18 protein-coding genes and 1 tRNA gene are annotated in these 20,035 nt (G+C 56.1%); 12 read left to right on the forward strand and 7 right to left on the reverse strand.

The features are described 5' to 3' along the window. From Q1A59_RS14050 to Q1A59_RS14085, 8 genes are all read left to right on the forward strand, one after another. A partial coding sequence (locus tag Q1A59_RS14050; RefSeq protein WP_298483289.1) for a hypothetical protein occupies positions 1–220 on the forward strand: 220 nt, incomplete at its 5' end. Positions 221–277: 57 nt separating this feature from the next. Further along, positions 278–673, forward strand: a complete 396-nt coding sequence (locus Q1A59_RS14055) for a Card1-like endonuclease domain-containing protein (protein ID WP_299645145.1) — start codon at positions 278–280, stop codon at positions 671–673. Between the two features lie 307 nt (positions 674–980). Beyond that, positions 981–1,790, forward strand: coding sequence for an enoyl-CoA hydratase (locus Q1A59_RS14060; RefSeq protein ID WP_298483293.1), 810 nt, complete (start codon positions 981–983; stop codon positions 1,788–1,790). A 336-nt stretch (positions 1,791–2,126) separates the two neighbouring features. Next, entirely contained in the window at positions 2,127–3,245 is a 1,119-nt protein-coding gene (locus Q1A59_RS14065) for a permease (RefSeq protein WP_298490675.1), read from the forward strand. Positions 3,246–3,590: 345 nt separating this feature from the next. After that, positions 3,591–4,196: a Crp/Fnr family transcriptional regulator gene (locus Q1A59_RS14070; protein WP_299645146.1), complete on the forward strand. Its 606-nt coding sequence runs from the start codon at positions 3,591–3,593 to the stop codon at positions 4,194–4,196. A gap of 235 nt (positions 4,197–4,431) precedes the next feature. Beyond that, positions 4,432–5,838 carry a cytochrome c gene (locus Q1A59_RS14075; RefSeq protein ID WP_298406513.1) on the forward strand — a complete coding sequence of 469 codons (1,407 nt, stop codon included), beginning with the start codon at positions 4,432–4,434 and terminating at the stop codon, positions 5,836–5,838. A gap of 3 nt (positions 5,839–5,841) precedes the next feature. Beyond that, entirely contained in the window at positions 5,842–7,041 is a 1,200-nt protein-coding gene (locus Q1A59_RS14080) for a hypothetical protein (protein ID WP_298406514.1), read from the forward strand. A gap of 164 nt (positions 7,042–7,205) precedes the next feature. Next, the gene (locus tag Q1A59_RS14085) at positions 7,206–7,676 is read left to right on the forward strand and encodes a Fur family transcriptional regulator (RefSeq protein ID WP_298406516.1); all 471 of its coding nucleotides are present in this window, start codon (positions 7,206–7,208) and stop codon (positions 7,674–7,676) included. 1 nt (position 7,677) lies between these two features. Here Q1A59_RS14085 and Q1A59_RS14090 read toward each other — a convergent pair whose 3' ends face one another. The 3 genes from Q1A59_RS14090 to Q1A59_RS14100 all read right to left on the reverse strand — a co-directional run bounded on the left by Q1A59_RS14090 (position 7,678) and on the right by Q1A59_RS14100 (position 9,133). Next, entirely contained in the window at positions 7,678–8,001 is a 324-nt protein-coding gene (locus tag Q1A59_RS14090; protein WP_298406518.1) for a hypothetical protein, read from the reverse strand. A gap of 348 nt (positions 8,002–8,349) precedes the next feature. Next, positions 8,350–8,426, reverse strand: a tRNA-Glu gene (locus tag Q1A59_RS14095). A 143-nt stretch (positions 8,427–8,569) separates the two neighbouring features. Then, on the reverse strand, positions 8,570–9,133 hold the full coding sequence (locus Q1A59_RS14100; protein ID WP_298406520.1) for a hypothetical protein: 564 nt from the start codon (positions 9,131–9,133) through the stop codon (positions 8,570–8,572). A gap of 166 nt (positions 9,134–9,299) precedes the next feature. Between Q1A59_RS14100 and cysK the strand changes: the two genes are divergently transcribed. After that, positions 9,300–10,229 (forward strand): cysteine synthase A, encoded by a 930-nt coding sequence (gene cysK, locus Q1A59_RS14105; protein ID WP_298406521.1) that lies wholly within the window; start codon positions 9,300–9,302, stop codon positions 10,227–10,229. A 284-nt stretch (positions 10,230–10,513) separates the two neighbouring features. Here cysK and Q1A59_RS14110 read toward each other — a convergent pair whose 3' ends face one another. Beyond that, positions 10,514–10,888 (reverse strand): single-stranded DNA-binding protein, encoded by a 375-nt coding sequence (locus Q1A59_RS14110; protein ID WP_298406522.1) that lies wholly within the window; start codon positions 10,886–10,888, stop codon positions 10,514–10,516. 190 nt (positions 10,889–11,078) lie between these two features. On the opposite strand from Q1A59_RS14110, the gene Q1A59_RS14115 reads away from it, so the two are divergent. The 3 genes from Q1A59_RS14115 (at position 11,079) to Q1A59_RS14125 (ending at position 16,735) form a co-directional block, all read left to right on the forward strand. Next, on the forward strand, positions 11,079–14,096 hold the full coding sequence (locus Q1A59_RS14115; RefSeq protein WP_298406523.1) for a GAF domain-containing protein: 3,018 nt from the start codon (positions 11,079–11,081) through the stop codon (positions 14,094–14,096). A 57-nt stretch (positions 14,097–14,153) separates the two neighbouring features. Continuing rightward, a complete protein-coding gene (locus tag Q1A59_RS14120; protein WP_298406524.1) occupies positions 14,154–14,672 on the forward strand; it encodes a hypothetical protein in 519 nt (172 codons plus the stop codon). 452 nt (positions 14,673–15,124) lie between these two features. Next, positions 15,125–16,735 carry an SH3 domain-containing protein gene (locus Q1A59_RS14125; RefSeq protein ID WP_298406525.1) on the forward strand — a complete coding sequence of 537 codons (1,611 nt, stop codon included), beginning with the start codon at positions 15,125–15,127 and terminating at the stop codon, positions 16,733–16,735. A gap of 37 nt (positions 16,736–16,772) precedes the next feature. On the opposite strand, the gene Q1A59_RS14130 is transcribed toward Q1A59_RS14125, so the two are convergent. The 3 genes from Q1A59_RS14130 to Q1A59_RS14140 all read right to left on the reverse strand — a co-directional run bounded on the left by Q1A59_RS14130 (position 16,773) and on the right by Q1A59_RS14140 (position 20,005). Beyond that, the gene (locus Q1A59_RS14130; protein WP_298406526.1) at positions 16,773–17,552 is read right to left on the reverse strand and encodes a hypothetical protein; all 780 of its coding nucleotides are present in this window, start codon (positions 17,550–17,552) and stop codon (positions 16,773–16,775) included. Between the two features lie 426 nt (positions 17,553–17,978). Beyond that, positions 17,979–18,833: a BtpA/SgcQ family protein gene (locus Q1A59_RS14135; RefSeq protein ID WP_298406527.1), complete on the reverse strand. Its 855-nt coding sequence runs from the start codon at positions 18,831–18,833 to the stop codon at positions 17,979–17,981. A gap of 191 nt (positions 18,834–19,024) precedes the next feature. Further along, positions 19,025–20,005 (reverse strand): carbohydrate kinase family protein, encoded by a 981-nt coding sequence (locus tag Q1A59_RS14140; protein WP_298408309.1) that lies wholly within the window; start codon positions 20,003–20,005, stop codon positions 19,025–19,027. Positions 20,006–20,035: the final 30 nt, after the last annotated feature.

The following is a 20,035-nucleotide window of genomic DNA, read 5'->3' on the forward strand; positions in this document are numbered from 1 at the left end:
AGGCGCTGATGTCTGGTATTTCAACACTCATAGCCGGCAAGTGGTGGTGCTCGCTGGGCAACCGCCCCAAGGCGATCCATACCGCTTGTCGGTGGCCGAATATCTCAACATCTATCAGCGTCAAGCCCAGCCTACGTCGCCCCCGCTGCAATCGTGGATCGATCTGGCACGCCAAATGGCGCAAACACCGGACGAGGCACTGGAGTTTCGTAACCAATGACGTGATGCAAAAGCCAATACCAAATTCACTGCTCCGCGTTGGTTGACGAACCTACCATTGACGCCGGTAACGCAGCAATGGCTGCCGGCAATCCAACAGGCCGGTTTTATCGACCAAATCCAGCAAAGCCATCATCTGTACAACCTCCATCAGGTTGATCAAAATTTTTGGAAATTTGTGGATGGTCAATGGCTTGAGCTGTTTGGGTATGACGCTGCAAAACAAGCTGGGTGTTTTGATGACGTTTGTTATAACTTAGCAATACCTATCCCCAATCAAAATGCCACTAATCAAATCGATCTCGCCGCCACGTATGCCGCATCTCTCTTGATAGCCGAATGTAAAGCGGAAGGTGAACCGTTCAAAACAGCACATCTTGACAAACTAAGCGCCATTGCTAATATGATCGGCGGTTCATTCGTTGTCAAACTGTTTATCACTGCCCGTAGTTGACAAAAAACTGAGTCGTTTCTTGATCAAGCCAAAGCTCGCCAGATTGTCGTCGTGACCGGTGAGCAATTGCCAGACCTAGCCACTATTCTGAAACAAGAGACGCAACAGCCAACCTATGCGCGGGTGTAACGCATACGTTCACCACCGAATCGGTAAGTCATCCACAACAAACAACATCCACTGCCGCTAAGCTTCGTGTACAATATCCTTGTGCATTTCCCATCTTTTAACACTCCTGAAGATATATACTTGTGCGTACCGCAACGTCGCTCCTGCTGCGACGCTTACGAAAGAAGAGGAGGTTCCTATGCAAGGAAGCGAAACCGCTGTCGAACCCTACGTGCTAAGCGAGATTGACGAGCGCGGCATCGTTCGTCTCACCCTCAATCGACCGCGTCAGTTCAATGCCTTATCGGAAGAGATGCTAGCTGCGCTGCAAGCCGAGCTTGAGGCTGTCGCGGCAAACCCGCAGGCGCGAGTCGTTGTGTTGGCCGGCACTGGCAAAGCCTTCTGCGCCGGTCACGATCTGAAACAGATGCAAGCCCACCCCGACCAGCAGTACTACGAAGACCTCTTCGCCCGCTGTTCAAACATGATGCTGACTATTCAGCGGATGCCGCAGCCGGTGATCGCCCGCGTGCATGGGATTGCTACCGCTGCCGGCTGCCAATTGGTCGCGATGTGCGATTTAGCCGTCGCGTCCACTGAGGCCAAATTTGCGGTGTCGGGGATTAGCGTTGGTCTTTTCTGCTCGACGCCATCAGTCGCGCTGTCGCGCAACATCGGGCGCAAGGCTGCTTTCGAGATGCTCGTTACCGGTGAGTTTATTGATGCTGACACTGCTCAGCGGTTGGGGTTAGTCAATCGCGTCGCGGCGCCCGATGAACTCGATGCCGAAGTAGAACGATTAGCCGCAGCGATTCTCGCCAAACCGGCCGAGTCAATCGCGATTGGGAAATCGCTCTTCTACCGTCAGATCGAGCTGCCGATGGAAGAAGCGTACCGCTTGGCTGGCCAGACTATGGCTTGCAATATGATGGAACCATGCGCCCAAGAGGGTGTCGCCGCCTTTGTCGAGAAGCGTCCGCCAGCGTGGGCCAACTCTGAGAGTCGTTAGTCTCTCTCACCTGCACACACGTATCGAAAAGCAGGCTACTCTCTCCCCTCCTTCTCCCTCGGTGGGGGAGGGAGGGAGAAAGGGCCCGGGAAACGTAACCACCAGCATACTGAAACTCCGCTGACGGTGTCGTTGTGCTTCGTAGCCCGCACGAGACGATGCGCTCAGCGACCCAATCGGACTAGCATCTGGGCAGAATGCATCGGGGGTCAATAGGCTATCAAACCCCAGTCTGCTGCATGTGATGATCGTTCTTTCTCTTTATTGACACATTGTATCAATAATGGTATACTCTTCCGGCATCTACTCCTCATCTCTTGATGCCGGAGGTTGGTCATGCGACGAACGTCTGTGCGCACACGGCTTGAAGGAGTCCTGCCACTGCTCTCACTCATTGTCCTGCTGGCCATTATTGGTCAAGTTGTCATGCAAAGCGTGATCACATGGGCTACCGGCAATGAGCTATCTCAGATTGTGCCGGTCTTCGAGGCACCGATTGCCAACGCCGGCAAAGCACTCGGCGCGCTGCTTACCGCGTGGATGCCAACATGGATCATCGCAACGCCGTTTGGGCCACTTGACATCAAATATACTGCCGCATATACGATTTACGAATGGTTCAAGTTACCGATCATTCTTTTCCTCACCACGTTCGGGATGACGCTCCTTCGGTTAGGCGTGAGCACGGTTTGGCTTGAGCGAACGTTGGGGCGCAACGATGTGATCGGCATTCTTGGTGGAACCCTGCTAGGAATGGTGACACCGGTCTGCTCGTGTACAGTAACGAATATCTATGCCGGTTTGGCAGCCGGCGGCGCTAGTCGCCGTGCCTCGGCGGCCTTTCTCTTTGCTAGTCCGGCACTCAACGAGTTTGCTATCATCTTTATGTTTGTAATCGTCGGTCCGCTTAGTGGGGTCGTGTACGTAGTGGCCGGAGTGATTGCTGCCATAATCACCGGTTATCTCGCCCCAGTATTGGGTCTCGATCCGCATCGCTTTGTTCAGCCCATATTACGCTTGCCATTCCACGACTCGCTAGACCGCTCCAGTATCTTGATACGCGCCCATCAAGAAGCATGGGCGCTGTTTAAACGGCTGATTGGGGTTGTGCTGTTTAGTGGGCTGCTAGCCGGGATTTTGGTTAATTTCAATCTGACGTTGGTTGAGGCACTGAAGCAGGCCGGCAGCGTGTGGTGGGGGCCGATCCTTGCAACTGTGCTCGGTTTGCCACTCGACATTAATGCGGCCTCTACTGCCCCGATTTTGGTAGCGTTGCATCAGATCGTACCACTTGGCACATTAGTGGCTGCTATGATGGCTACGACTGTCTCGTCGATCCCCGAATGGGCAATGCTAAACCAGTTGCTTGGCCGAGCTGCTGCGAGTAAAGTAGTGCTTTGGTATGGTTTGTACGTGATCGGATTAGGGTTATTGCTCAATTGGTTATTCGGCTGACGAATGGTCATGACCGCGGCATGAATTAGCACGGATTATGCGGGTACGCATCCGTGCTGAGCTGCCTCATCCCCGCCCATCCGTGGTCTATTCCTTCACCCGTGTCGTTCCGTGGCTCATACCCTATCCGTGCTCAGCCACCGAGATAGAGCAAGTCGCCTATGAGATCCGGCTAGCGCCGCTATTGATGAAGCGTTGTCTCATTAACGGTTTTTTCGTAGAATAAGCACAGTTGGGCCGGCCACCATCGCTCTACCTAATCCCTATGGTATGAATTCTGACACCCTGAGCCACTCTCGTCTTCTAACAGGTCTCGCATCAAACGACGTTGCTGTTATTACGCGCTTGGCCGAGACGATTCAGGTAAAACGCGACACGCAACTCTTCGCCGACGGCGATCCGGCAACCCATCTCTACCTCATTGTGACAGGGCAAATCCGGTTATACAAACTGACTCCCGCTGGTCGGCAATGTGTGTTTCGGATTGCTGGGGCGCATGAAGTGATCGGGTTAAGCACTGTCGTTTCCGAGAGTCGATACACACTCTATGCGCAATCAATCTCAGCGGGCCACATGTTGGCGTGGCCCGCCCCGATGTTTCAGTCACTTATGCAGCAATTTCCCCAATTGCAACGCAACTGCATGCAACTCTTGAGCGAGTATCGCGAAGATTTGCAAGATCAATTACTCGAAATCGCTACCGACGATGTTGAGATACGGCTGGCTAAAGCGCTGGTGCGTTGGATGAAACGTCATTGCGATATGGCGTGTCCTGCCCTCCTCACAATTCCATTATTACAACGCGATCTTGCCGATCTGATCGGTGCCAGTCACTACACCATTAGCCGCTTGTTGCATCAATGGCAGGAAGAAGGTCTTGTTCAAGTTCAGCACGGTCGCCTGATAGTGAGTGATCGACAACGATTGCTCGCCAAAGCGGAGGTGCTGTGACGTTATTTGATCCTGAATTCATGCCAATGTAATTTCTCTCCGCCTGAGCAATCCTAACAAATGTGTTCATCCGCTCGGATCGCGGATCGGGTGACACATATTTCACAAACAGGCCCGTGATCTTGCGCTAGCGCAACGACAGTACCGTAGGTGCTGTCGTATTATTTGTGCCCAGAGAAAAGTGAATAATATCACAAATAAGTCACGTTGGGCTTGGTAGCGTTTGGAGGTGTTTATGTATCCGATTTGGGAAGGTATCTTCATCCATTCGGCCATGTACGTGGCGATTGTTTCGGCATTCCACGTACTCGCCTCGCACTTGACCGTCGCTGCGGCATGGTTCAACCTCTATCTCGAACGACGGGCGGTTTATGAAAAGCGTCCCGAACTGTACGAGTACTTGCGCCGGAGCGCACTAGGCTTGCTCGTCTTTGCGTATGTCTTCGGCGCGATGGCCGGCGTCGGTATCTGGCAAACCACTACCGCAGCGAACCCGCGCGGTATTTCGACGCTCATCCACAATTTCGTCTTCTACTGGGGAGCTGAATGGTACATGTTCTTGATTGATGTCGTTGGTATTATCGCCTACTACTATTCGTTCGGTCGGGTTGATCCGAAAACACATCTACGATTGGCATGGATTCTCGCCCTTGGCGGTACCGGCACGTTATCTATCATCGTAGGAATTTTATCATTTAAGCTCACCCCCGGTCTGTGGTTAGATACCGGGGTGAGTCTGAACGGTTTCTTTAATCCCACCTTCTGGCCACAAATCTTCCTGCGCTTTGCGCTTATGTTCCCGATTACCGCAGCGTGGGCGCTGCTCATCGTAACCGGGATGCCCAAAACATACCCCGAGCGCGAGCCAATTATCCGCAACGCAGCCCTGATGGGTTTGGGCGGCTTAGCAGTCGCGCTGGCTATTTTCGTCTTCTGGTTCTACCCAGTGCTGCCCGAGCACGCCAAAATTATTATGCGAACCCGCGCCATACCACCGATTACCTATACCGTTATTCTTGGCGGAATCGCCGCGACGTTTGCCGGCCTGCTGTTTGCGTGGCGGTTTCCCCAGCGCCAGCAACGCCTGATTGCGTTGGGTGCGCTGTTCGTGTTGTTTGCCGCGATCTTTGGCGCCGAACGCACCCGCGAAGTCTTGCGCAAACCTGATATTATCGCTGGCTATATGTCATCCAATCAGCTTGTCTTCAACGATTTGCCAGCACGTAATATCGAAAGTGAAGAGCAGCGGCTAAACGAGACCGGTATGCTGGGGTCGTTGCCATTCCTCCCTCGGCCTGACCAGATCGTGCTGCCGGCCAATAGTGGATTGCCCAATCAGACAATTGCCGTCGGACGCACCTTAGTCGTGCAGCAGTGCGCCTCGTGTCACAATGTGAGCCAGCAAACAGCATTGATTGGGTTCAACCAACGCTTGGCGTTACGTTCACTGGCCGATCTGTTATATCTCCGCCGAGCCACGACAGCCGATCTGATCAAGTCGCGCATCCGTGCAATTGGCGGGTTCCAGTATATGCATCCGGTGGTCGGCACTGAAGAAGAACTTTCTGCTATGGCTCAATATCTCGAATACTTTGTCCAGCAGGTGCATCCGTCGCAACCCCAAGTAGTCACGCAGAGGTGAGATATGAATGTCGGTGAGATGCTCAAGATGATGCGCGACCCGCTCGGCGCGCCGTTTTATCCGCCAGCGTTGCAGGTGTTATTGGTCGTAACGTGGGTGTTGCATATCTTCTTCGTCACGCTCGCCTTGGGATCAAGTTTGTACGCGATTTGGGGCTTTCTCCGTCCTACTAACTACCGATTACGGCTGGCACGGGTCGCTGCCCGGCTTACCCCGAATGCAGTTGGGCTAGGGATTGTCACCGGCATTGCACCACTGCTGTTTGTGCAGACGATCTACGATCCTATTTGGTATGCCAGCAACACCTTGACTGGGTTCTGGTCGGTCAGTTTCATCTTTGTGGTTATGGGCGGCTACAGTCTCGCATACCTGTTCTACCTAAAGGGCAGCCCTGACGGGAAATTGCTCTGGTCGGCCGTGGCATCGTTCATCTTACTCTTCTTCGCCGGTTGGATTATGCATGTGCTAGCGGCAGTCTCGATCCGACCTGAACGCTGGATGGAGTGGTATGCACCGAATGGCATCATCGATACGCGCGGGGTTATCTTCCATGCGTGGAACATTCCGCGGCTTGTGTTCCTGCTGCCCTTGCAAGCTGGTCTGAGCCTCGCGGTAACGCTGACTTTGTTCGGTTGGTATTTCCGCCGTAACGAGGAAGATGCACCCTTCATGCAATGGGTGGCCAGCCTTGGTCGGAAACTAGGCCTTGTGATTAGCCCGCTCTACGCGCTTACCGGCTTGCTCTGGGCGACGACCGAAGGCGTTGAGTTCGGTATCGGTTGGCAAGTCGGGATCACGTTAGTAGGCGTTGGAGTAGCGCTAACCGGCTATTTCTTCTGGCTGCGCCAACCAATCCGCTATGCGCCGCGCACGTTGCTTGCTTGGATAGGAACGCTGGTTATTGTAGGTATGGTACGCGAAGCGATCCGGGCTGTCTCACTAGCACGATTCGGGTACAGTGTCGCTACCTATCCCTATGCCTTTGATTGGGGATCGATCATCGTATTTACTGTAACCACCATCGTCGGCGTTGCAGTGCTCGCGTATCTCATAATGGTGATGTACCAGTCTGGCGGGGTGAAGCATGATGCGCAGATCTCGCCCCGTGTGGAGCGGCTTGGTACGATTGCCACCGGCATGCTAGGGGCGTGGTTTGGCTTCTTCTTGCTCGTTGGGTTGTACGCTACGTTCTTTCTAAGGTGAACCATCGTCGGCGATCTCGCTGTCAACAATCACCGGCGTAGAGCAATTTCAGCTTGCTCCTACGCCGGCGTTCATTTAGGTTGGGTTCACTTCCACATTCGGTAATGATCCATAGTATCATTAAGGGAGGTAAAAGCACATATCGCATTCTCGTTGATAATCGTATGACCGATCGTCACAACACGATCATCTCACTCAGCACAACAGATTGGGAACAACGGATGACGGCTGCGTTACGCGAACATCACATTCGCCTCACCCAACCACGTCGCGCCATCATTCATTGGATTGCCTGCCAGCCACACGTGTTCAGCACTGAGGCATTGGCAGCAGCACTTGCACCGCCGCCAACACGGGTAAGCCGTGCCACTGCGTATCGTATGGTTGACTACCTCCGTGAGCAGGGCTGGTTAACCCGGATTCGCACTGAACGCGGGTTATACGCATATGCACGCACGATCCCCGGTCATCACCACCACGCGATCTGCCTTCGTTGCGGCACGACCTTACTGATCGACGGATGTGCGATCCTCGATGAACTGAACGTGTTGCTGGCAAGACAAGGCTTTCGTGTCCAGCATCATCTCCTCGAATTGACCGGTCTGTGCTGGCGCTGTCAAGCCTATGAGCAGTGACTTACAAAACCGTTAGCGGGCCGTGATCATCGCAGTGATCGCCGTGGCGATGGTGAAGACGACCATTGACCAAATAGTCAACATGATCCCCGTGCGGCACCAACGGGTGACCGCAGTCTTCGTGACCGCACTGACATGCAATTGGCGCACAGCCGGCGGGATTGTCTGAGCTGACTGCTATCACGTGTTCATCGTAGTGCCCCTCGTGTGGATGGTGGAGATGACCATCATGCAGATAATCGACGTGACCATCGTGCAAAATGCGGAGATGGCCACAATGCTCGCTGTGGATATGGGGATGTGGGTCATGAATTGGATGAGTCATAACATGGCTCCTTTCTCCTTCGTTTGCTACCACTTGCCTCATTATGAGACGGAGCCATACTTATGAACAAGCCCCCAAGCTGGCGTTACTTGAGATGTAATCACAACAGCGATAACCACTGGTCAACATCAAGCATCTGCATTATTAACGAAGGACGGACTCAAACAGCGTTTTCCCCCCTACCTTATAAATACGAGACGGCATCTCTACGAGCATCGAGAGTGGGCAAACAACACACTGACCAACACCAGCACCTAGCAACAAACGCAGTTCTGCGTCCGAGGCCGAACGACCAACGCCAACCTAAAAAACCTGAAGCGCACTGCGATATGTGCAGTGCGCTTCTACTGGTGCCCCCAGCGGGATTCGAACCCGCGATCTCCACCTTGAAAGGGTGATGTCCTAGGCCACTAGACGATGGGGGCCTGACGCGGGTGCATTATACCATACTTTGTAATTGTTGCAACCCACTGGCGTAGAGCATGGATGCGCGCCGATGTGGTTCGCTCTAAGTCCTCAATTAGCGCCAGTTGTAATCCACCGGTACAGCGCATCGCACTGCCAGCCCCTACACCTCCGGTAATTCATCGTAGTAGTCAGCCAGCCCAGCCAGCGTCATCTGGGCCAAAAACGGCGTCACTTCGTTGCCGAGCGAGGTGCGGAACGCGCTATAGTCAATCGCCACCGCCGCCTTCCAATCGCCGGCCTCGGTAAAGCGCGGCAGGTAGCGCCGCAATTGCGCTGCCAACAACCGGCGCGAGTTGGGCAGCGCAAACAACAACACCGCGCGTTGCAAATACTCTGAAAAAGCAGCCGTATTCGCCTCATCGTCCACTGGCGGTTCACCGAGTTTGGCGATAATGCGCTGGATAATCTCTGGCCCGATGTGCAGCGGATCAAACATCGGGTCGCGGAATAACTCGACGCAGTAGGCATCGAGTGCGGCTTGATCGCGGTGCAGCTCCAACGCTAACGCGCGCTGGCCGTTCACGGCCCGCACCGCCGCCGCAATCCGCGCCTGCTCCTCAGCGTCAGGCGGATCGGCTAGCCACGTACCGGCACACCGCGTTAACCGTATCGCTTCTTCCCCGCCGCCGGCTCGATCAACCGGACGCACTGAGCGACCGCGCATACCTGCATCCTCCCTTGTTGGTTTGCTTGCGTCGCTTAGTATAACACGATCTGATACGCACGGCGTTATCTTAAAAACTTGACTTTCTTGCACAACAAATTGACATTTTTTGACGACCTGATTACAATAGAGCAAGGTTCGCCTATTCAGTGCAGAGGAGACTACCGTGGCCCGTATTTACAATTCGATCACCGAATTGATCGGCAATACGCCGCTGGTCCGCCTCAACCGCGTCAACGACACCGATGCTACCGTTGTCGCGAAACTTGAATTCTTTAATCCGGCCAGTTCGGTTAAGGATCGCATTGGGCTAGCAATGATCGATGCCGCCGAGCGCGAGGGTCTGATCCGTCCCGGTGAGACGGTGCTGATCGAGCCAACGAGCGGCAACACCGGCATCGGCTTGGCACTTGTCGCAGCGGCTCGCGGCTATCGCCTGATTTTGACCATGCCCGAAACGATGAGTATCGAGCGCCGCAAGTTGCTACGTGGCTTCGGTGCTGAATTGGTGCTGACGCCGGGCAGCGAGGGCATGCGCGGTGCCATTGCCCGCGCCGAAGAGCTGCTCGCCGAGATCCCCAACAGCTTTATGCCCCAACAGTTCAAGAACCCGGCCAACCCAGCGATTCACCGCGCTACGACTGCTGAAGAGATTTGGCGCGATACCGATGGACAGGTCGATATTGTGGTTGGCGGTGTTGGCACCGGCGGTACCCTCACCGGCATCGGCGAAGTCCTTAAGCCACGTCGGCCTAGTTTGCGTATCGTCGCGGTTGAGCCAGAAGCATCGCCGGTATTGTCGGGCGGCAAACCCGGCCCGCACAAGATTCAGGGCATCGGCGCCGGTTTTATTCCTGATGTGTTGAATACCTCCATTCTCGATGAGATTCAGCAGGTCAGCAACGAAGATGCCTTTGCGATGGCGCGCCGTCTTGCCCGTGAAGAGGGGTTGATGGTTGGCATTTCGAGCGGCGCCGCTGCTACCGCCGCTCTCCGCGTTGCCCGTCGGCCTGAAAATGCCGGTAAACTCATCGTCTTTATTGTGCCCTCAAACGGTGAGCGCTATCTCTCTACCCCGCTCTTCGCCGAAGAGTGAAACGTACTGACGCTAAGCATGCCAAAGCGCAACGCGAGCTTAATGCAAAGACGCCAAAGCGCAATGTAAGCTTAATGCAAAGACGCCAAGGCGCAACGCGAGCCTCACGCGAAGACGCCAAGGTGCAAAGGGGGACGTGTAGGGAGCTTGCAGCTCCTTTTCCCATGCGTTATCCCCCTTTGCACCCCTTGCGTCCTTGGCGCCTTGGCGATTCTACCCTGCGCGCCCCTTGCCTCCTTCGTGCCTTGGCAGGTTTCCCCTGCGGGTCTTTGCCCCCCTTTGCGTCACTCCTCCTCGTCTTGGCGGACATTGCCGCCATCGAGGAAGATCACCTCATCAGCCCGCACATACGTGCGCCAACGGGTTTGTCCGCTTTCACTGTCTTGCCATTTATCAGTACGCAAGCTCCCCATCACCATTACCCGCCGACCCTTCTGCAAGTAATTGCCGCACACCTCAGCCAACCGCTCCCATGCCTCCACCGTCGTCCACTCAGTCTCGCTTGTGCGATTACCCTGCTCATCGTTACCACCCGGTCGATTGGTCGCCAGATTAAATCGGCACACCGACACCCCACTCCCAACCTGCTTGACCTCCGGGTCAGCGCCGAGCCGTCCAATCAGCTCAACCCGATTCATCGTGCCCCGAAAACTGCGCATTACCTGTTCCTTTCTCGTTTGCCCAAAAATTGTCCCTGCATGAAAGAAACCGCAGCAACTGGCCAAAAGTTGCGCATTTTTGGAAAAATTGATCTGCCACTAAAAGATTTCCCACCTTGCAATAGGTGACCATGCTTGATCACAAGTCTAGAGTTGCCATGCTGTAGTTTGAGTAGGTATAATCTGATTTATGACAAATTCGAACAGCCCGCTCAACCCACATCCCACCAACGCAGACATCACTTCACCAATCGCGCCGATCCTTGCCCTGAGTAAGGTCGTGCTTTCATCGCTTGATCTGCGTGACGTGTTACAACACGTGCTTGTCGCTACCCGTGAATTGAGCGGAGCCGATGTGGTAGCGATCTGGTTGCTCGATGAACAGGATGAATGGCTAACGAGCGCTGCGGTATTAGGATTAGAAGATCGGCCCGAACACGAACGTCTTTTTCGCATGCGGGTAGGAGAAGGTATCGCCGGGTGGGCCGTCGCTCATCAACAGATTTTGCACATTACCGATCCGGTTCGCGATCCTCGCTATATCCCCAAACTTGATCGACACCCCGCAGTAATACTGGCTATTCCGCTTATCGTGCGCGATCATTGCTTCGGCGCCCTCAGTCTCTCACGATTTACCATTGACTCTTCATTTCGGCGCGAGGTCATCGAGACCATCACAATCTTCGCCGATCTGGCCGCAATTGCTATTGATAATGCCACCACCGCCCAAATGCTGCGCCGGGCGACAGCGCGCGAGCGCATTTTGGCCTATAGCGCCGAAATCTATCAGGCTGAAACGTTGATCATGCGCGAATTGGCTGATGTGTTAGGGGCTGAACCCCGGCTGATCACGACTACCCCAGACGAGCATCTGCTCGATCAGGCTGGCCAACCGGTCACTGAGCATGAGCTTGACCTTTTACGCAAGGAAGGTGCGCTCATGGTCGATCTCCGCTTCAACGGTCTGCCGGCATGGTTGGTCGTGCATGCCCCCGGACGGTACTGGCGCAAAGAAGACGCCGATCTGCTCGCCTTCGCCGCTGCCCAGATGATGCGCGCCCGCCAGCGCGCGTTCGAACAGCGCGCCCATGCCCGTGCCGAGGCGCTCAGCAACTTAGTTGCTCTCACCAACGCGCGGATCGATCATGCCAGCGTGCTCGACCAGATCCTCATTGAATTGCAACGCTTTGTCAATTTCGACTCGGCGTGCGTCTTTGTTGTCCATGACGAAGAGTATGTGCGCCTGATCGCCCAGCGCGGCCTGCGCAGCAAGGCCGATCAGGTGACACTGTACGCCGGACCCGGTTCGCTGATTAACGACCTGCGCCGGTTAGGAACCGCCATCTATCATCCCGATGTGCAGCGGGTACCCGGTTGGCAGAAAGTGCCCGACAGCGACATTATCCGCTCGTGGATTGGGGTGCCATTGCGAGTTGATCAGAATATAATCGGCGTGCTCACTATTGACAAATGGATGCCTAACAGCTTTACCGCCGAAGATGTTGGCGCTGCGCAAATGTTCGGTGAGCAGGTGGCCGCCGTCATTAATAACGTGCGCTTACTGCGCGAGGCACAAGAACGGGCGCGCCAGTTTCAAGTCTTGCAACAGTTTAGCGCCCGCATTGGCACGCTGCGCAACGTTGACCAATTGCTCGATGAAGCGTCCCAATTACTGCACCGCTCGTTTGGCTATTATCAGGTGTTGATCGGGGTGATTGAAGGTGAACAGATCATGGTTCGTGCCGCGCATGGCCATCTGATGCAAGGCCAATCGCAACAGCACCTCTTTCCGCCCCTGCCGATTACTACCGGCATCAGCGGCTGGGTCATCAGCCATGCTCGCCCGGTGATTGTCAATGATGTGATGCGTGATGAACGGTATGTCCATCACCCTAACCTGCCGGCTACCGCGGCTGAGATGATTGTGCCCATTCTGGTCGACGAGCAAATCTTTGGCATCATTATCATTGAAAGTGCGGTAAGGGGCATCTTTAGCCAAGGCGACCTCGACTTGGTGACAGCTATGGCGCACCTGATCGGAGTTACGATCGCGAACCTCAACCATGATGCCGAGCTGCAACGCGCGCGCGAACAGTTGATCGAGCGCGACCGGTTGCGCGCCCTCGGCGAACTCTCCAGCGGAGTCGCTCACGATTTTAACAATTTGCTGGCGAGCATTCTTGGTCATGTGCAGCTCTTATTAGCTGAAGTCGACGATCCCCGTCTGCATGAAGGGTTGCGCGCGATTGAAGTCGCGGCCCTCGATGGCACGACGACGGTAAGCCGCTTACAAGGCTTTGCCCAAACTAGCCGCTCGATGCCGAATAGTCCGGTCGATCTTAATCAAGTCGTCGCAGAAAGTTTAGCCCTGACCCGTCCGCGCTGGCGCGACGAGGCGCAAAGTCGCGGTATTGCGATCGATGTGCGCACTGAAACATCGCCGCTGCCGATTATCGTGGGTGATGCAACTGCATTGCGTGAATTGGTGATCAATTTGGTCTTGAATGCGATCGACGCAATGCCTGAAGGTGGCGCCATAACATTGCGCACGGCGCCGGCGCCCAGCGATATATTGGGTGAACCGGCGGTGATGCTCGAAATCCAAGACACCGGCGTTGGTATCGATCCAGCGCTCCACGAACAGATCTTCGCCCCCTTTTTCTCAACAAAGGGATCCCGCGGCACCGGGATGGGACTGGCACTGGCGCGCGGCATCGTCCAACAGCACGGCGGGCGAATGACGCTTGAAAGTGACCTTGGCAAGGGAACAACCTTCCGCATCTGGCTGCCGGTAGGGCTTCCGCCGCCGATCGAGCAGCCGGCACAGCCTTCCGTTACAGCCCCCACCAGTTGTATCTTGGTCGTTGATGACGAAGAGGCCGTGCGGCAGGTATTAGTCCGCATCCTCAAACGCTTCGGCCATCACGTTGAAGAAGCCGCTTCTGGCGAAGCGGCATTGGCGCAATTCAGGGTTGGACACTATCAAGTCGTTTGCACCGATCTGGGTATGCCCAGTATGTCGGGGTGGGAACTAGCGGCCCATATTCGGCAGATTGACCCCAACGTGCGCATTGTGCTTGTCACTGGCTGGAGCGAGCAGATTGATCCTGAAGAGGCGCGTTCACGCCAAATTGACGCTATTTTGGCCAAACCGTTTACTATCCAGCAGGTGCAGGCAGTGATCGCTAATGTGTTAGCATCCGCATAGCACGGCAGGGCCCGGTTCGGGCCGCAATATCGAACCGAATGCAGGGAAGGTGCTGGCATGTTTCGCTTCTGGTTGCAATCGATTGGGATAGGGCTACGCTGGCTACTGGTGGGTGCAGTGGGATTGGCTGCCATAACAATGTGGGCCGTCGGCCAACCGCTGGCCGAACCAGTGCCTCTCAGTGGCGATGCGCTCATTATTTCAGCTATCACTCCGCTCGATGTTGAGACGAATAGCCAAGTAGCCAATCTGCTGCAGGCCGGCGCAGCGCCAATCGCCTATCTGGCCGGCTCACAGGCCGAACTCCTTGCCACCGATCTGGCCCAACGCGGAGTGCCTAGTGACCGTTTGCAGATCCTGCCCGAACCGGCGGCGTTGCTCCCAACCGCGCAAGCTGCCGGTCACCGGCGCTTGATTATCACTGCTTCACCAGCTCATCGCCTCGCCCTTGTCCGGCAGGCCCAGACGATGGGGTTTGCCGTGACAGTGCTTGAGAGTGGGCCACCTTCTCTGAGTGAGCGAGTTGCTGCAACATTGATCTATTGGCAAGTGGTCATCGCCGGGCAAGCAAACTGATAACGATTATCAGATTTACTCACAAAAACTGATCAATACCGTTGCCCTTCCAAACGCACCAGAATGCGATATATTCCGCTTGCGTCATAACGCAGTGCGTTGGTTATCCACAAAAAACATTTAACACTTTAGTGTTCAATCGGCGTATTGCAACGAGCAAATACAGCATTAGAGAGCGGCAGCGTGCCACTGTATGCGCGGCCTATTGACAAATCGCGAAAAGTATATTACTATTTCTCTACTTTTGCGACGCTACGCTGTTGATAATGTCTTGATTGAATCACAGTGAGAACGCCGGCAAGAAGCTGAAGTGAGGCTGATACTTTGCTGAGACACTCCCCGAACCAGTCAGCTTCGCTTCTTAACCTGCCGACCTCCAGCACCACCACGCGCGTGGCCACAGTCGCTAACTACGCTGGCCGGTTGGCAGACAGAAAGAGGAAAGACGCTCCATGATTGAGCTGAATCACGATCGCGCTGGTGATCTGCTACCCCTCGAACTGCAACGTCTGCGTGAACGCGCTGTTCACCATCGGAGTAGACACCGGCAACGCTCGCGACCATTTGCTACGCTTGCGGCGCATACTCCTACTACGCCAGATCTGCAACGCTGGCTACGTCAACTTCCCTCCCGTTATCTACTCCACTCTGTGGTTGCCCTCCTCTTCCCGGTCGCTCTGCTCCTCGGCCAACTGCCACTGCGCCCGGCGCCGCAGACTCTTACGCCGCCCACCGCTGCACCGGTTGTGGCTGAAGGCGATGTGCCCCTGATCATTCTCGGCCCGCTTAATCTCAATTCTGCTCGCACCGGTGACGTAGTAGGCGATCCGCCCCTTGAGGCCGATGAGGCGTTGCCGGTGCCGCTCACGGTGCTCTCGCGCAGCGAACAGACCGCACCCCTGATCGTGCCAGCAACCATTATCGCCGACGTAGCCAAGGTGCGCAATGGCCCCGGCTTGGCTTACGATGACATCGCCCGCCTGACCAGTGGCGCTACGATCGAAGTCGTTGGTCGCTACGGCGAGTGGCTCCAGTTCCGTACCGCCGATGATCCGAGCTTGCGCTGGATCGCCGCTGAATTGGTGAATGTGCCGGAAGCGGTCTTCTATAACCTCAAGCCAGTGGCAGACGGTGCGATTCCGCCACCGCCGCCGCCAAAGGTGGCGAGTGTCCGCGAGGATGGGCTTAACTTGCGCGACGGCCCCGGCACCAATTATGTCAGCATGAAACGCCTCACTGCCGGCCAAGAGCTGACGCTTGTCGAGCAGTTTAACGGCTGGTTCCTCGTTGAGACTGGCGGTTTGTACGGCTGGGTCACGGCTGAATTCCTAAACATTGCACCCGGCGTGATCGAGCGGGTGCCGGTCGCCGCAACCATTCCTGATCCGAACCCACCCTTAGTCGGTGCGGTGATCGAGAATTCGGTTAATCTGCGCAAAGGCCCCGGTTCGGCCTACGATCGCATCGGCGCTGTGAATGCCGGCACTGAGGTGAAGCTGTTGGCGCGGCACAAAGATTGGTACCGGGTTGAGCTTTCCAATGGCACTAAGGCTTGGATCTACGCCGAGCTGCTTCAGGTGACGCCGATGGCTGCTCGGCGCGTACCCTATACCAACGATATTCCGGCCCTGCCCAACCGTAGCCGTCTTGCCAACAGCGGCCCGGTCAATATCCCCGCTAGCGGCGATGTCGCGAGCTATGCGGTGCAGTTTGTCGGCTATCGCTATGTGTGGGGCGGCTCTAGCCCGCTTACCGGCTTCGATTGTAGCGGGTTGACATGGTATGTCTATCGCCAGTTTGGCGTGAGTCTGCCCCGCACGGCGGCAAGCCAGTTCAATACACGCTATGGGGCGCTGATCAGCAACCTCAATAATCTGGCCCCCGGTGATCTGATGTTCTTCGCCAATACCGGCGGTGGTCGCGGTATTACCCACGTGGCCATCTATATCGGTAATGGCCAGATGGTTCATGCGATGACACCTGCCTACGGCGTTCAGATCTCCAGTATCTGGGGTTCGTATTGGACGAGCCGTTTCGCTGGCGCTATTCGCCCGTATCGGTGACACATCGGCGGGGCGATGCGATGCGTCGCCCCGCTCTTTAGTCCGCGCCTAAGGCCGCAATCACCGTCCGCGCCAGATCGATCCGCATCAACCAGTTCTGCGGGTCGGCATCAAAGCGATCGAGCCACGCTTCTACCCCTCCCAACGCCGCTACTTCGTCAAGGTAGCGGTCGAGCGTCTCAAACTCTAACCCTTCGGTTGCGCGATAGCCTAATGCCAACCCGGCCCGTTGCGCCAGCAGTAACCATGTGCAGTCAGCACCGATGCTGTCATCGCGACTCGCTGATACGATCAGTTCCGCCGCCCGCCGTGACAAGCCGCGCGCTGCCGCCATCACATCCCACCCTAAGCCTGTCTTGCGCGCAAACACTTCATTAACCATCGCTTCAGTGACGGTCTGCGCACGCGGATGGCTGGCAAATGCCCGTGGCGTGCGCCCCAAAACGGTCAGGTCGAATGCCGGCAGCTCGGCAAGAGTGGCTGCTAGCTCATCTGGCCAGTACTCGATCCAATGCAAAACCCGGTCGAGATCGCAGAAGAGCAGCCACTCAGCATTAGGAAAAGCGTCCAAGGCGAGTTGCACCGCGCCACGCCGCCAACGGCCCAGATGGAGATGGCCGATCGGATCGGCTGCCAACCCGATCCGCAACGCGATCGCCGCCTGCGCCAACCACGCCTGCGTAGCCGGCACGCTGGTTGGTGTGACCAAGACGGCAATGCCGGCAAAATGGCGCTGCAACGCCGGAAAAAGCCGTACCATCTGTTGGTGCAAGCGCCCATCAGGATCGTGATGGGTCGCAGCAAGCACAATCGTCATCAGCGATCCTTTCATCGGCATAAAACGAGCACCCCGCTGATGAGCGGGGTGCAATCGTGATCAGACCGTTAGTGAAGTTGCGTAACAACGTACTGTAAAAGTGAAACTTTCGCGGCGAACCAGTAAACTGTGGGCAAAATTGCTGCTACGATGTCTACTGCGATGAAACTGCGATATTAGCTGCGACGCTGGGCGAATGACAGTTGTAACCTCGTACCGCCGTACTAACGGTCTGATCGTCACCGGACGGGTGGTAAAATGCTAAGCTCTTTGCCGTCCACTCATACTGTACCTGCACACCCGCCATCGCCACAATAGTGTGATAGTCCTATCACCTCATCGTGTTGGTACTAGTTTCATATCACCCAAAAGTACCAACCGGCCCTGCACCAGCCTGCGGACACCGGCAGGACGGGCCCGGGCCCGCTAGCCAGCGCTGCGCGCCGCCGCCACAAACCGCCGCACCCGATTGGGATCGACCGGATTAGCGATGTCACCGTCTTGTTTGATGCTGCTGCCCACAATCACGCCATCGGCCACCTGCATAAAAGCGGTGATATTATGCTCGGTGGTGCCACTACCGAGCAAGATCGGCGTATCACCTGCCAACGCCCGCGCCTGCTCGACCTTCGCCAAATCGGGTGCATCGCCAGTCATACGCCCAGAAATGATCAACGCATCAGCACCGAAAAAGCGCGTCCACTCGATATGGGTGGCGAGATCAATGCCGGGAAAGCGCACGGAATGTTTTTTATCAACATCGGCAAAGATCTTGATCGACTCGGCGTGCAACTCTTTGCGCCGGCGCATCAAATCAGCGGCACAGCCTTCATCCCAACTGCCTGCGTCCCAGATTCCGGCACCGGTGAACATACAGACGCGAATGAAACTGGCGCCAGCGGCAATCGCAATGCCGAGCAAGGCCACACCGCCATTATGCACCAAATTAACCCCCAACGGCAACTCTGGAACCGCCTGCCGCACCGCATGTGCGACTACCGCCTGCGCAGCGATGCTTTCGGGTTGCACATGCGGACCGGCGCGAAAGGGGATATCCCACATATTTTCCACAATCAAGCCATCGCACCCGCCTTCAGCTAGCGCCTCAGCATCGCGAATCGCGTGATCGATGATCGTCTGCATCCCATAGCCGGTATAGCCGGGAGCGCCGGGCAACGGCCAGCAATGCACCATGCCGATCACCGGTTTAGCGGTGCGAAAGATTTCCCGTAGATCACGTAGGCGCAGCCGATCGAGCTGCTCTTTCCAGAGTGGTGGCATGGATATCTCCTTTGCGCTGTCGAGAAGGTTGCGCCCCTTGCTACGTAATAGAGACGCATACGTCATGAAACCGCTGGCAACAGCAAGCCTGAGGTGCCATGTCTGTACTGGCTCACTACGTCTTGCCAAACTCGCCGCCGGCCAGCAGCTTGGCGATGGGTATGCTTCCCCTCGTCAGTAGCGCCGGCGATTTAGCCTGAGGAATGATCCGGCCACAGGCGCTTGGCAATCGCCGCGCTCAACCGGCTGCGGATCTCGGCGGTAGATGGGATCGCCTCCACTGCGCCATAGCGGGTCGCCGTGAGCGCCCCCACCAAATTCGCCAGCGTGGCGCTTTGCGATACATCAAGCCCATACGCTAGCCCCCACGCATAGGCGGCACTAAAGGCATCGCCGCAGGCCGTGGTATCCACTGCCGTCACTGCCGGCGGTAAAACATCGAGCCGGCGGCCATCGGCGCTCGCCACGCTACACCCTTGCGCCCCTCGCTTGATGGCGACATGGCGCACTCCTGAGCCGATCAGGCTATCGAGCGCCTGCGCCACACTTTGCCCCGGCAACAAGGTGCGCAATTCATCTTCATTCATCGTCAGCAGCCACAACTGAGGCAACAATCGCACAATCAGCCGTCGCGCCACCCGCACCGCCGGTAAACAGAGATCAAGTGCAATCAAGCACCGCTGCTCGATCGCCATTTCCATCGCTTGCAACGCTGCCGAACGCTGAGGATCATCAAGCAGCACGTGCGCACCGACCAACAACATTTGGCTTGACCGGATGAGTGAAGGGGTCAAGGTTGAGGCGTCGCAATAGACATTGGCCCCGCGAAAGCTGAGAAAACTGCGCTGGCCGTTCGGCGTAACGACAATGCCGCAGAGGCCGGTTGCCGCGCTCGGATCAGTCTGCACGGCGCTGATCTGCACAGCGTGCGCGCGGGCTGTTTGTAAGGCAAACGAGCCGGCGAGATCGTTACCGACGCGCCCAATCACATAAGGGATTGCCCCTAGCCGGCCAACCGCAACCGCCATATTGAGCCCGGATCCTCCCCCACCCCAATGCACCGCTGTTGCCGGATTATCATCGTTCTCGCGAGGGAAATGCGGCAACATAAAGCCAAGATCGACATTGATGTCGCCCAGCACCGTCACTACTCGCCGCGTTTCCGCCTCCATTGTCATCCTTTACATGTTGCAGCCAGCTTC

The sequence above is a fragment of the uncultured Chloroflexus sp. genome (assembly GCF_937951745.1).
Taxonomy (GTDB): domain Bacteria; phylum Chloroflexota; class Chloroflexia; order Chloroflexales; family Chloroflexaceae; genus Chloroflexus.